Annotated in this window: 11 protein-coding genes; 6 read left to right on the plus strand and 5 right to left on the minus strand. The window is 53.3% G+C overall.

The window, feature by feature from the left end:
- Positions 1-171: 171 nt before the first annotated feature.
- From fliD to WFP70_RS05355, 4 genes are all read left to right on the plus strand, one after another.
- Entirely contained in the window at positions 172-1,590 is a 1,419-nt protein-coding gene (gene fliD / locus WFP70_RS05340) for a flagellar filament capping protein FliD (RefSeq protein ID WP_337022852.1), read from the plus strand.
- A gap of 146 nt (positions 1,591-1,736) precedes the next feature.
- Positions 1,737-2,345 (plus strand): ATP-dependent Clp protease proteolytic subunit, encoded by a 609-nt coding sequence (locus WFP70_RS05345; protein WP_337022853.1) that lies wholly within the window; start codon positions 1,737-1,739, stop codon positions 2,343-2,345.
- A gap of 25 nt (positions 2,346-2,370) precedes the next feature.
- Complete coding sequence (locus tag WFP70_RS05350) at positions 2,371-2,685, plus strand: ArsR/SmtB family transcription factor (protein WP_034822684.1); 315 nt, start codon at positions 2,371-2,373, stop codon at positions 2,683-2,685.
- Positions 2,682-3,017, plus strand: coding sequence for an SRPBCC family protein (locus WFP70_RS05355; protein ID WP_337022854.1), 336 nt, complete (start codon positions 2,682-2,684; stop codon positions 3,015-3,017). The genes WFP70_RS05350 and WFP70_RS05355 overlap by 4 nt, the downstream gene beginning before the upstream one ends.
- Before the next feature lie 71 nt (positions 3,018-3,088).
- Here the strand turns inward: WFP70_RS05355 and WFP70_RS05360 are convergent, their stop codons facing one another.
- Both WFP70_RS05360 and WFP70_RS05365 read right to left on the minus strand, forming a co-directional pair.
- Complete coding sequence (locus WFP70_RS05360; protein ID WP_337022855.1) at positions 3,089-4,291, minus strand: MFS transporter; 1,203 nt, start codon at positions 4,289-4,291, stop codon at positions 3,089-3,091.
- Positions 4,292-4,362: 71 nt separating this feature from the next.
- The gene (locus WFP70_RS05365; RefSeq protein WP_337022856.1) at positions 4,363-6,000 is read right to left on the minus strand and encodes a methyl-accepting chemotaxis protein; all 1,638 of its coding nucleotides are present in this window, start codon (positions 5,998-6,000) and stop codon (positions 4,363-4,365) included.
- A 290-nt stretch (positions 6,001-6,290) separates the two neighbouring features.
- Here WFP70_RS05365 and WFP70_RS05370 point away from each other — a divergent pair, with 290 nt between their 5' ends.
- The gene (locus tag WFP70_RS05370; RefSeq protein WP_337022857.1) at positions 6,291-6,698 is read left to right on the plus strand and encodes a type II toxin-antitoxin system RelE/ParE family toxin; all 408 of its coding nucleotides are present in this window, start codon (positions 6,291-6,293) and stop codon (positions 6,696-6,698) included.
- Positions 6,670-7,008 (plus strand): helix-turn-helix domain-containing protein, encoded by a 339-nt coding sequence (locus tag WFP70_RS05375; protein ID WP_337022858.1) that lies wholly within the window; start codon positions 6,670-6,672, stop codon positions 7,006-7,008. The genes WFP70_RS05370 and WFP70_RS05375 overlap by 29 nt, the downstream gene beginning before the upstream one ends.
- A gap of 33 nt (positions 7,009-7,041) precedes the next feature.
- Here the strand turns inward: WFP70_RS05375 and glgX are convergent, their stop codons facing one another.
- The 3 genes from glgX to treZ are packed head-to-tail and all read right to left on the minus strand — an operon-like array spanning position 7,042 to position 13,435.
- Positions 7,042-9,117, minus strand: a complete 2,076-nt coding sequence (glgX, locus tag WFP70_RS05380) for a glycogen debranching protein GlgX (RefSeq protein WP_337022859.1) — start codon at positions 9,115-9,117, stop codon at positions 7,042-7,044.
- 41 nt (positions 9,118-9,158) lie between these two features.
- Entirely contained in the window at positions 9,159-11,654 is a 2,496-nt protein-coding gene (treY, locus tag WFP70_RS05385) for a malto-oligosyltrehalose synthase (RefSeq protein ID WP_337022860.1), read from the minus strand.
- On the minus strand, positions 11,651-13,435 hold the full coding sequence (gene treZ / locus WFP70_RS05390) for a malto-oligosyltrehalose trehalohydrolase (protein WP_337022861.1): 1,785 nt from the start codon (positions 13,433-13,435) through the stop codon (positions 11,651-11,653). The genes treY and treZ overlap by 4 nt, the downstream gene beginning before the upstream one ends.
- Positions 13,436-13,472 lie beyond the last annotated feature (37 nt).

The raw sequence follows: 13,472 nt of genomic DNA on the forward strand, positions 1-13,472 counted from the left end.
AAGCGATGGAGGAAAAACAGGGCAATGGCCCCTGAAGCCGCGTCTGCACTGATGTTGTGCAAACTGTAAGGATATTCGTAAGGAAATAGTAAAGAAATGATCAGGTTTTCTTAAAGGTTTGCGTTAAGTCGCCGATAGTACCGTAACGTCAAAATAACAGGAGTTACGTACATGGCCGGGATTTCAACTTTAGGTGTGGGTTCAGGACTGGGTTTAAGTACCATTTTGGATAAACTGACCGCCGCTGAAAAACAGTCACTGACACCGATTTCCAAACAGCAGTCTGCCGCCACGGCGAAGCTTTCTGCTTATGGCACACTTAAAACCGCGATTCAGGCTTTTCAGACGGCTAACACCAAATTAAAGGATGCGAGTCTCTATACCGCGACCAGTACCACTTCCAGTTCGAGTGCATTTAGCGCGGATACCAATGGCAGCGCGCTGGCAGGGAAATACACCATCAGCGTAGATCATCTGGCGCAATCGCAAACGCTGACCAGCGATGCGAAAACCGATGTCAAAGCGGCTCTAGGCAGCGATGCGGCATCGCGTACCCTGAAATTTGTCACTGCGGATGGCAAAGAGAAGAGCATTTCGTTATCCAAAGATCAAACATCCCTGACAGCGCTGCGTGACACCATTAACAAGTCCGATGTGGGGATCAGCGCCAGTTTGATCAAAGTGTCAGGAACAGAATACCGTCTGTCATTAACCTCGAAGGCGACGGGAACCGACCACGCAGTGACCTCTTTAAGCGTAACGGGTGATGATACGTTGCACGGTTTTGTTGGATTTGATAAATCCGATCAAGCTAACAGTCACATGGTTCAGAGTGTGGAAGCGCAAAATGCCAGCCTGACCGTCAACAATGTGGCAATTCAAAGCAGCAGCAACACCATTGAAGACGCCGTGGAAGGCATTACGCTCAAGCTGAACGATCAGACGACCGGCACTCAGACGTTGACCGTCAGCGCTGACACCAGCAAGGCGAAAAGCGCCATCACCGATTGGGTGAATGCCTACAATTCGCTGCAAGATACGATGGGCAATCTCACCCGCTACACAGCGGTGGATGCGGGTAAAGAACCGGACAGTAAAAACGGTGCACTGCTGGGTGACGGCACGCTGCGTAACATCCAGACCCAGTTAAAGAGCATTCTTGCCAACGCCTCCGGTTCGGGAGTTTACAAAACGCTCAGCCAGGCGGGTATTACCACCGATCCTACCGATGGGAAATTGAAGCTGGATGCGGACAAACTTTCCAGTGCACTGAAAGTCAGGCCTGACGCCATCCGTGATATGTACACCGGTGATGGTAAGAAAACCGGAGTCAGCACGGTATTGGATACCACTTTTACCGCGTTTCTCAGCAGTAAAGGCGTGATTCAGGGGGCGACGGACAGCATCAGTAAAAAACTGAACCAGCTGACCGATCAGTACAACACCACCAGTAAACGCATTGATGACAAAATCGCACGCTACAAAACTCAGTTCACCAATCTGGATAAAGTGGTCAGCGTACTGAATAGCACCAGCAACTATCTCACACAGCAGTTTGATAATATGACCAGCAGCAACAGCAAAAAATAATCATTCCCCGCCAATAGCGGCGTGTCAGGGCACTTTTCGGTGCCCTACTGATTAACATCGTCATCGATTGACGTTGCATCATATTCGCCTAATGGATAAGTAAGTGCTAATGTGTTTGGTGTCCCCATCTTTTGCGGAGTGATTCCATGCGCGACAGTAACACCGAACCTTCTGAACCGGCAGCACCGCCACTTAACCCATCGCTGATGGAACATCTGATCAACACACGCAAGATTTTCATTACCGGCACCGTGGATGAAAAAATGGCCAAAGAGGTGGTTCAGCATCTGCACATCCTCGCCGCTCTCAGCGATCGACCGATCACGATCTTTATCAACTCTCCCGGCGGTCATGCTGAATCGGGCGATATGATTTTTGATGCCATACGCTTTATCACACCCGAAGTGATCATGATTGGCTCAGGCTGTGTCGCCAGCGCAGGAGCGTTGATTTATGTCGCCGCCAACAAAGCAAATCGCTATGCGTTGCCCAACACCCGCTTCCTACTGCATCAGCCTTCCGGCGGCATGCAAGGCCCCGCCAGCAATATGCAGATTTACAGCAATGAAATCGTGCGCATGAAAAATCGCCTCAATCATATTTTTGCGGATGCCACCGGGCAGGCGATTGAGAAGATTGAGCAAGATACTCAGCGTGATTTCTGGTTGAGTGCGGAGCAGGCGGTGGAATACGGTTTGGTGTCGAAAGTGATCGTCACCGAGCAAGAGATCGCTGCGCATTATCTTGCTGCTTAAATAAGCCAGTGCTAATGTCATCAACATGATTGAAAATGCGATATTCAAAGCACTGGCGGATCCGACCCGCCGTGCCATATTTGAAAAGCTGTCGGTGGGGCGCATGAATGCCACTGCGTTGCGCGACGGGATGGAGATCAGCCAATCGGCGATGTCTCAACATCTCGCGGTGTTACGGGGTGCGGGGCTGGTGCGTGAAGAGCGGCAAGGGCGCTTTGTGAACTATGAAGTCGACCCGGTTGGCATGACGTTTCTGGTCAACTGGCTAGCCAAATATCGCGCGTTTTGGCCGACACGCATTGATGCCCTGAAAAGTTTGCTGAAGGATATGGACCAATGAGTAAAGCCGAAAAATCCAACGAACTGGTACAAGAGTATCAACTGGATGCGCCGCCGGAGAAAGTGTGGCGCGCTATCAGTATTGCGGAGTACCGGGAAGCCTGGCTACCCAACGCTGTATTAGCGGAGGCTGAACCTGTTGACTGCGAACCTGGAAAATCGATCCGTTACCGGTTACGTGATGACGCACCACCTTACCTGAAGAGTGACGTGACGTTTCTGATCGCGCCCGATGACGTAGGTGGCACCCGATTGACTATTGTCCATCGCATCGATGAACTGAATTTGCAGGCCGCAAATGATGAAAATGGTCCATTGATGCTGGCGGCATAGCCTCGGGCTAATTTTTTTAGCGCGCCTTATTCCCAAAACGTACATTTCTGGCGGCCCGAAGGCCGCCAGCTTTACACGGGTTGATCAGCCTTATTCGCATCACGAGATCCTGCCGCGCCCGCACAAACTAACGCCAGCAGCACCATCACCAGCACCGGCAACATCGCCATGCGCAGACCCGCGTGTTCACCAATAAACCCCAGTCCTGGCGGTCCCACCAGAAAGGCCAGATAACCAAGCGTTGCGGCGATGGTCACGCGAATCGCGCTGTTTTTGCCATCGCCCGCAGCGGAGACGGTCAGTGGGAAGCCAAGCGAAGCGCCAATTCCCCAGAACAACACCGCCGCTGCCGCCAGCCATTGGTTGTTGGAGAAAATCACCATCGCCAGACCCAGGGCGGCTGAGAATGCGCTGGCGCGTAATACCAGTACACGGCCCAGGCGATCCACCACATATCCGCCGAGGAAACGACCCACCGTCATGCCCGCAGTGAAACCCGCGTACACCAGCGTGCTTTGCGTGTGATTAAGATTATGACCATCGATCATCAGTAACGGTAGCCAGTCATTGGCAGAGCCTTCTGCCAGCGCCATCGCCAAAATCACCACCCCAAGGATCAGCAGTTGGCGATCGCGCAGCTCGCGTCCGACCTGAGCGAGGAAGCCGCCGCTGTGCGCCTGTTCATGTCGTTCGCTGTCGCTGGTGGCGGGTAAATGACGCAGGGCTGCGGAGACAATCAGCAGGTTCACCAGAACCACGAAGGCAAAGTGCCAGGTGATGCTGACATCTGCGGCTGTCATAGCAAGACCCGACAGAGCACCAATCAGCGTGCCAAAGCTAAAGAAGCCGTGAATGGTGGTCATGATCGATTTGCCAATCAGACGCTCAAAGGCAGCGCCTTCGACATTTATTACCACATCGATTAACGCTGTCCCTCCGCCCAGTAACACCAGGCTGGCGAAGACACCGTACGCGCTGTGCAGTAGAAGGGCAGCTAACATGACTGCGACGCCACTCAACAGCAGCGCAAAGCCATAACGCATGACACGGCTAGTGCCAAAGTGGGTGATGAGTTTTCCTGCCAGAAGAACGCATAACATTGAGCCACAGGAAAAGCCGAACAGGATCATGCCCATCATTTCCGTGGAAGCATGCAGAATATCGCGCATGTAAGGTGTACGACTCACCCACGAAGCCCAGGTGAAACCGGGTAAAAACATTAGGCCGTAGATCGCCCATTTACCGCGTAGCTGTTGCTGTAAATCCATATTCATCCCCATCCATAAATTAGCGGAAAGGGTAACAGAAAGGCTCCCCGCGTGCGCGACGCGGGGAGAAACAGTGATTAAAAACTCTGCCAGTCGGCGTCATTAACCACCGCTAAACGCTGTGGCTTGGGGTGCGATGGCGTACGGATGATGGTTTGTGGAACGTCAACGACATCGCTGACATGGAATTTACCGACCAGCTGATTCAGGTTACCCGCCTGCTCTTGCAGCGATTGCGAAGCGGCCGCGGCTTGTTCCACTAAGGCGGCGTTCTGCTGGGTAACGTCATCCATCTGATTAACCGCTTGCTGCACCTGAACGATGCCCTGGCTCTGCTCCACGGCAGCCGCAGCGATCTCACTCACCAACTGACTCACCTGGTGAATGGCATCATTCATCACGTCCATATTGCGGCCCACATCACTGGCTTGCGTGGTACCCGATTCGGTTAAACGATGAGATTCCTCAATCAGCACTTTGATCTCGCGTGCTGCGTTGCTTGAGCGCTGAGACAGGCTGCGCACTTCACCGGCAACCACCGCAAAGCCTTTGCCGTGTTCACCTGCGCGCGCCGCTTCAACCGCCGCGTTCAAGGCCAGAATGTTGGTCTGGAAAGCGATACCTTCTATGATTGAGACAATCTCAGTCACTTTGCGCGAGCTGCCACGAATCTCGTCCATGGTCGACAGCATGGTGGTGAGCGAGGTTCCATTTTTCTCTGACAGCGCGCTGGCATTGGCTGCCAGCTGGCTCGCCTGCCGGGTGTTGTCCGCCGTTTGGCGCACCGTCTCACTGAGTTCCGTCATGCTGGCAGCCGTTTGCTCCAGCGATGCCGCTTGCTGTTCGGTGCGTGAAGAGAGATCTTCATTGCCCGCTGAAATCTGCACTGAAGCGCTGCTCACGGACTGAGACGCTTTACGCACTGAAGAGAGGGCTTCAGAGACGCGCTGCATCAAAATATTGAAGGAGTGTGCCATATTGCCCACTTCATCTCGCCGGCTTTCATCGGCGCTTAAGGTCAGATCGAGGTTCTCGCTGGCAGCCAGCATGACCTTACCTACCGCGCCCAAACTGCGGCGAATACGCATCACGGTAAACAGCGAGAACAGACCGAAGATCACCACTGTCGCCGCAACACCTGCAACGGTGGCCCAAAAGACAAAATGGAAGGTGCTTTGATTGGTGGCGCGCAATGCGTCGCCCGCAGTAATGTTGAGTGCCTGTTGAGTTTGATAATCAGCGATCATCTGACGAATGGCGGCACCCACACCACTATCTCCTTCCAGCAAACTCAGGCTCACTTCATTCTGGTGAGCACGTGACGCTGTAAGAAATGCAGGTAACTGCGATGCAACGCGCTGGATGTTATCAAAAGCGACGTTAGTCAGGCGTTTGTCTTCCTCATTCGAAATATCGTTTGCCATGTAGTAATCGGTCAGCGCTTTCAGTCCATTGATTTGCTCATCGATCTGTTTTTCAACGGCAGGCATGTTGCTGTCGTGAATCTGGCTCTGGTGTTTGTACAGCGTAATGGCCAGCTGGTTACTTTGATCGATCAGTTTGCCGATGTCCTTAATCGAAGGAATGGCGTTAGTTTGCACAAATTCAAAACGGTCCTGAAATCCTGACAGTAGCGAGAGCGCAAGAATCGCCTGAAGGATAATGGCGCCAAACAACATGGAAAGGGTCAGCAAGAGACGCTGGGAGATGTTCATCTAATTATCCTTAATCTAAAAGCACCCCTGGTTCAGGAAAATCAGGGAATAGGGCAGATTAATAACCATCGGCAGAATGCGAGATTTAGTTAATTATTTTTTATTGCACGGTGATGGAGATCAAATCATACGTAGCGAAGGCGCAACATTTTTAGCCATTCTCACGATCTTAAATAGATCCAGTGAAATATGTTGTGCGACAGATTCAGAAATCCTAACAAGCCGATATTGTCGCGAGGTCGTAATAGTTATTATAATAATCATTACGGGTAAAGGTTAAGGGCTAAGGAATGGCGATTTATGTACATAAACGTTTTGATCGGAATTTCAAAAAGGCCAGTCTTCATGATGCTGACCTTTGCCATGCTGCTGCGGAAGTCAAAAGGGGCGAGTTTGAAGCTGACCTGGGGGGAGGCGTGATTAAAAAGCGTATAGCACTGAGTAAGGGGAAAAGTGGTGGTGCCCGGTCGGTGATTTTCTTCAAAAGAGGAAAAACACTATTTTTTTATGATGGCTGGACTAAAGGCGAGTTGCATAAGAAAAATGCCAAAGAGATCGAGGATGACGTGTTGGCAACGTATAAAATCCTTGCGAAAGGCTACTTACAAGCGAGTGCGGCAGACCTGCTACAGCTTAAAAATCGTGGGACATTCAGAGAGGTAAACTGCGATGAAAACTACACCAGCAACATTGGATGAGATGATTGAAGATGCGGAAGAGTTGCGAGGATTAGGCCTACTTTCTGATGAAGATGTCTCTCAGATTGCCACGCGAATCCCTGCAAGTGAGTATCGCAAGCGTGTTGCAGCTGTACATGATATGACCGGTCTGGAAATTAAACTCATGCGTAAACAGTATGGCCTGAGTCAGGCATTACTGGCTTATACCTTAGGTATGACAGTGGATAGCGTTTCAAAGTGGGAGCGAGGAGAAATCAAGCCGAGTGGCCCGGCACTGCGTATCTTAAATACACTGGCTGCTAAAGGCCCTGATGCATTTGTTGTTTAAAGGGGAAACTGGACTCCAGTTTCCCCTTTAAAATTATGGCCTTCTAAACAGCGCCATGCTGCGGCCTTCCAGTTCGAAATCCTTCTCTTTGGTAATCACCAGCCCTTTTTTAGCCGTATCGGAGGTGGTGAGTTCCAGTACCCAGCCGCCTTCGCCAAATTGTGGGATGCGGAAGGGCACGTTGCCTTCAAACGGATTGAACAGCATCAACACATCGTGCCAGATGCCTTCTTCGGTTTGCAGATCGGGACGACCGATATAGACGCCAAGCGTGCTGCCCTCATCCCATTGGTCTGCCTGCTGGAAGCCGCCGCCAGCGTTAAACCATTTTATGTCCATACCGTCGCGCCAGTTTTCACGGCGCAGCAACGGCTGTTTCGCCCTTAACGCCAGTAAATGACGGGTGAATTCGCGTAAGGCATCCGCGGACTCCGGCAAGTTTTCCCAATGCAGCCAGGAGATTTCACTGTCCTGACAATAACCGTTGTTGTTGCCCATCTGACTGCGGCCAAACTCGTCACCCGCCAGCAGCATCGGCGTGCCGTGTGAGAACAGCAGCGTCGCGAGGAAGTTACGCTTTTGCCGCTCACGCACCGCATTGATGCCTTCGTCATCGGTCGGGCCTTCCGCGCCGTAATTGTACGAACGATTATCGTTATGACCGTCATTGTTATCTTCACCGTTCGCGTCGTTGTGCTTCTCGTTGTACGACACTAAATCGTTGAGCGTGAAGCCATCGTGTGCGGTAAGGAAATTGATGCTGGCCCAGGGCCGACGGCCACGTTGATCATAGAGATCGCCTGAGCCGAGCAGACGTGCAGCAAAGTCGGTAGAGACGTTGTCGCCTTTCCAGTATTCACGCACCGTATCGCGATATTTATCATTCCATTCTGCCCAGCCTGGTGGGAAGCCCCCAACCTGATAGCCACCGGGGCCGATATCCCAGGGTTCGCCAATCAGTTTTAATTTCGACAGTACCGGGTCCTGCGTCATGGCATCAAAAAAGCCGCCACGCTGGTCGAAACCTTCCGGTTCGCGCCCGAGAATGGTGCCCAAATCAAAGCGAAAACCGTCGATATGCATCGATTCCGCCCAGTAGCGCAGAGAATCCATCACCATCTGCAACACGCGTGGATGGGAGGTGTTAACCGTGTTGCCAGTGCCGGTATCGTTGATGTAGTAGCGATGCTGATCCGGCAAGGTGCGGTAATAGGAGAAGTTATCGATGCCTTTGAACGACAGCGTCGGTCCCAATTCGTTACCTTCCGCCGTGTGGTTGTAAACCACGTCGAGGATCACTTCGATACCGGCGTCGTGGAAGGCGCGGACCATGTCACGAAAGCCCTGAATGCCACGCGGTCCAAAGTAGCGCGAGGCCGGGGCAAAAAACGCCAGTGAGTTATAGCCCCAGAAGTTTTTCAGTCCTTTATCAAGCAAATGCTGATCGTCCGGAAACCAGTGCACCGGTAGCAACTCAACCGACGTGACACCGAGGCTTTTAATGTACTCGACGGTGGCTTTGTTGCTCATGCCATCGTAAGTGCCGCGCATTTCAGGGGGCACTGCCGGGTTCAACTGGCTGAAGCCCTTAACGTGTGTCTCATAGATAACGGTCTGTGACCACGGGATAACGGGACGATTACGGTCCTGCCAGTCAAATTCGCTGGGATCGATCACCCGGCATTTTGGCGTAAAGGGCGCGCTGTCACGTTCATCGAAAGTCAGGTCTTTATCTTCATGCAGCAGGTCATAAGCAAAATGCGCATCGTTCCACTGGATGTCGCCGCGCAGTTCACGAGCATAGGGGTCGAGCAGCAGTTTGTTGGCGTTGAATCGATGGCCGTTTTCCGGTTCAAACGGACCATGCACCCGGTAGCCGTAAAGTGCACCGGGCTGCAGACCGGGAATGTAGCCATGCCAGACTTCATGGGTATTTTCCGGCAGATCAAAACGCGCGATTTCGTGCTGACCGCTCTCGTCGTAAAGACACAATTCCACACGCTCGGCAAAAGCTGAAAACAGGGCAAAATTGACCCCCTCGCCGTCATAATTTGCGCCAAGCGTTTGACCCGAACCCGCGATAATTTCTAAAGGCTTTGCGTTAGACATTCATTCCTCTCCATCCGATGAACAGAAATACAGGCTTGTTATTAACTGGCAATCAGCACCAGTGGCGCGTAAGGCGGTAAGTTATCTAAAGAAAGTTGTTCGTTAAGCGTTAAGGTTGCACCACTTAACAGATTGCGATAGTGCCGGTGGGCCAGTGACTCAGGTAAGGGAATGGACGTTTCAGCCCAGGAAGTGCCCTCCAGCATTAAACGAGGCGCCACAACGATGAGGCTGTTTTCACTGTCCTGTCGCGCATAGGCAATCAGGTGCTCTGGATGCGCGCCTGTGGCGTATAACGGTTGATAATCGCCGAAACGGAATAGCTGCGGCTTATCCAGACGCAGGTGTAATAAGCATGCGATGACCTGCTGTTTTAGTTTGCCGCTGCGCCAGTCAGAGGGCTGAGTGAAATCAGGGCGGCTGCGATCAGCGAGTTGTGCCTCCAGCGTGGCGAAATCCGGCTCACGGCGGTTATCGGGATCGACGAGGCTGAAATCCAGCGCTTCGCTGCCCTGATAAATATCCGGGACGCCTGGTGCGGTGAGCTTAATCACGGTCTGTGACAGGCTATTAACCAGGCCGGCATCAACGAAAGGTTGAATGGCTGTGACGAAGTCCGTCAGGAATGCTGGGTTTTCTGCGGATAGCAGATGTTTTGCATATTCCAGCACCGCCTGTTCGTAGGTTTCGTCGCCATCCGCCCAGTCAGTACGAAGCTTGGCTTCACGCAGCGCTTTCTCCACAAACGGTAAAAAGCGTGCCTCAAGGATACGCAAACCGTCGTGGTCATCTGGTCGTAAGGTCGTGGGCCATGCACCGGCCAGCGCCTGATACAGCATCCATTCTACCGCCGGTTCGGGGGCCGGGCCTTCGTTCAGGGTGAGCACTTTGGATTGATTCAGCTCCCGCCAGCGCGTGACGTTCTCTGCCCAGAGTGCGGGTGCTTCGCTCAGTGAATAGAGTCGGGCACGGGCATCTTCCCCACGTTTGGTATCGTGGGTTGACGTCGTCGAAAGTGCGTCGGGTTGATGATGTAACCGGGTTTGCATCTGCTGGTGGAAGTGTTCCACAGAGAAGGGGTGCGGCAGCGGTTCCGCGCCGACTTCGTTGATGGCAAGGATGGCGTGATTTCGGAAGAACAGGGTGTCTTCCACCGATTTCGCCATCAACGGGCCGGTGAGTTGCTGGAAGCGCGTGCGGAAATCAGCGGCATCCGGTTCACTTTGTTCCGAGACCGCACCGAGTAATATGGCCTGCAGGAAACTGAGTGCAGCGGGAAACGCACTGAACTTCACCGCTTCCAATACCTGTTGCAGAAGTGCTTCACCCGCCAATGGCATGCCCGCCGGGCGACCATAGGTGCGGTAAACCGGGAAGGCGATCAGCATCTCGCGCAGGGCGACATGCAACTCAGCTTCGCCAAAATTGCGCTGTTCTAAATGTGCCACCCCGGTCGCTATCGCCAGCAGGCGTGAAAATTCACCGGCGAAGTTACGGTCAACCATCAATTCACGGGCGGCGCGCAGACCAGCACTGACATCATTCCGCTCTTCGGTGACGGCTTCATAGGCCAGATGCAACGCATCAATCTGGGTATCGTCGATCAACGCATGTGAAAGCGCAGCGATAAACTCATAGCCAGTGGTGCCGGAAATGGGCCATTCAACCGGAATCTGCTCTTCTTCTGCCAGAATCTTCTCTACCGTGATGTAGCAATCCGCACCTGCGGCTTGACGCAAGCGCTGAAGATAACCCTGCGGATCGGCCAGACCATCAACGTGATCGACACGCAAACCACTGACTGCACCGCTGTGCACCAGCTCAAGAATCAACGCGTGCGAGGCGTTAAATACCGCTTCATCTTCAACACGCACGCCAACCAGACCGGTGATTTCAAAGAAGCGTCGGTAGGAAAGGTCTTTACGCGCATCGCGCCAGTTGATCAACTGCCAGGGCTGCTGTTGATGCAATTCGGCAATCGCTGCGCGATCGTTAATGGCCAGCACCTCATCGGCACGACCTTGCCAACTGGCCGGCGTTAGCGGATAGAAGCTGTCGTAGTAAGCCAGCGCCGGATGGCCAGTTTGCGGATGGGGCTTAATGCTCAATTCGTCGTTTTGCAGCACGCGTTCAAAATCATCGCCGAGGAACGGCAATGTGAGGGGACGCGACCAGTCGATATCGAAATAGCGTGCATACTGACTGCTTTCACCATGTTCGATCACATCACGCCACCAGGCATTTTCCAGTGACGCCGCCATATGGTTTGGCACGATATCCAGAATTAAACCGAGGCCGGTCTGCTGTAATGCCGCCGACAGTCGGTTAAAACCGTCACGTCCGCCCAGCGCAGGATCGATTTCATTGGCATCAGTGACATCGTAGCCGTGTGTGGAGTCCGTGGTGGCAGTGAAAATAGGCGAGGCATAGAGGTGGCTGATACCGAGCTGCTGCAAATATGGTAACAAGGTGATGGCGCGGTCAAAGGTCATGCCGTTGCGGAACTGAATACGGTAGGTCGCTGAAGGAATCGTCATGCTTTTTCTCCCTGTGCCAGACGTACCACTATGGCATGTTGCGGCAACACATCGTTCTCCTGCGGCCAGGCAAATAGGGTTTTGCCTGCCATGGTGGGTAAGGGTTGGGCCTGCTTACTGATATTCAGCGCCAATGAGAGTTCGCCCTGCGGGAACTGCCAACTCACCGCGATAAAACCTTTGGCCGTTTTCAGCACTTTGCCACTGTGACCGCCCGCCGTGGCGAGCAGCGGCACAATGTGGCGCTGACGCAATGCCAGCAATTGCTGAGTGAACGCCAGCCAGGCTTTGCCTTTCTCACTCTCCAGCTTGCCCCAGTCGAGTTTCGAGCGGTTAAAGGTCTCTTCCGCGTTGGGATCGGGCACGCTGTCGTCATGCCCCGCATGGCCGGTAAACTCGCGGGCGCGTCCTTCACGTACCGCTTTAGCCAAATCGCCATGAAAATCGGTGAAGAACAGGAACGGGTTGGTTTCGCCATACTCCTCGCCCATAAACAGCAGCGGGATATGCGGTGACAGTAACAGCGTGGCCAGCAGCACTTTGGTGCGGTCGGTGCCTGCCAGCGTGATTAAGCGGTCACCCTGTGCACGATTGCCGACCTGATCGTGGTTCTGAATGAAATCGACAAAAGCGACTGGAGGCTGTGCCGCACTGGGCACGCCGCGCCGTTGACCGCTCTGCGGCGAGATTTCCCCCTGATAGGCAAAACCTTCAGTCAGAATGCGTGCAATCAGCTTTTCAGGTATGTCAGCGAAATCCTGGTAGTAGGCATGGGTTTCACCGGTGGCAAACACATGAATGGCATTGTGGAAATCGTCATTCCATTCGCCGGTAAACAGCGGCGCATGGCCCTGTTTGTCACGCGGGTGCAGGAAGGTGACATTGCGTGAATCCTCCGTGGTGAGGTGGATAGGGCGGTCCGTTATCTCACGACGAATACGTTCAGCAATCTCAATCAACGCATGTTTGCTGGAGGTATCTTCGATTTGATCGATGGCATCAAAGCGCAGGCCATCGAGGTGATATTCCTGCAACCAGTAGAGTGGCGCTTCCACGATGTAACAACGTGCGGCATCAACATCATATGCGATGCCCGCGCCCCAGGGTGTCATGCGCTCTTTGTGGAAGAAATCAGGGGCCAGCAGCGGCAGATAGTTACCTTCGGGACCAAAGTGATTGAGCACAATATCGAGCACCACCGACAGGCCGTGTCCATGTGCAGCATCCACGAAGGCTTTGAAATCATCCGGCGAGCCGTAAGCGGAGTGCGGTGCGTACAGCAATACGCCGTCGTAACCCCAACCGCGATTACCACCGAACTGCGATATCGGCAGCACCTCAATCATGGTAATGCCGAGTGCCTGCAAATAGGGCAAGCGGGTAATGGCGGCCTCGAAAGTGCCTTCGGGTGTGAAAGTCCCGATATGCAGTTCGTACACCACGGTTTCTTGCCAGGCGTGTCCGCGCCAATCCGTGTGCTGCCATGCATAATGACGAGGATCGACGACCACGGAAGGGCCATTGACCCCGGATTGTTGCGCGCGAGCGGCGGGATCGGGCACCACCGTGCCATCCGCCAGTACAAAGTTGTAAGTCGCACCAGGTTGTATGCCGCCCAGTTGCCGTTGATACCAGCCATCGTCCGAGGCTGACATAAGATGATCGCCATCGGCGAGACGCAAGGTAATCTGTTGCTGACCCGGTGCCCACAAGCGGAATAGCACGCTGCCATCCGCCTGAATCTCAGCTCCCCAGGATTTCTTAAATGATCTGAATTCCATTCAATTGCCTCGTTTAACCCTCGCAAGGGCAATGGAC

The organism is Pantoea sp. USMM079, assembly GCF_037153115.1.
GTDB lineage: Bacteria > Pseudomonadota > Gammaproteobacteria > Enterobacterales > Enterobacteriaceae > Pantoea > Pantoea communis.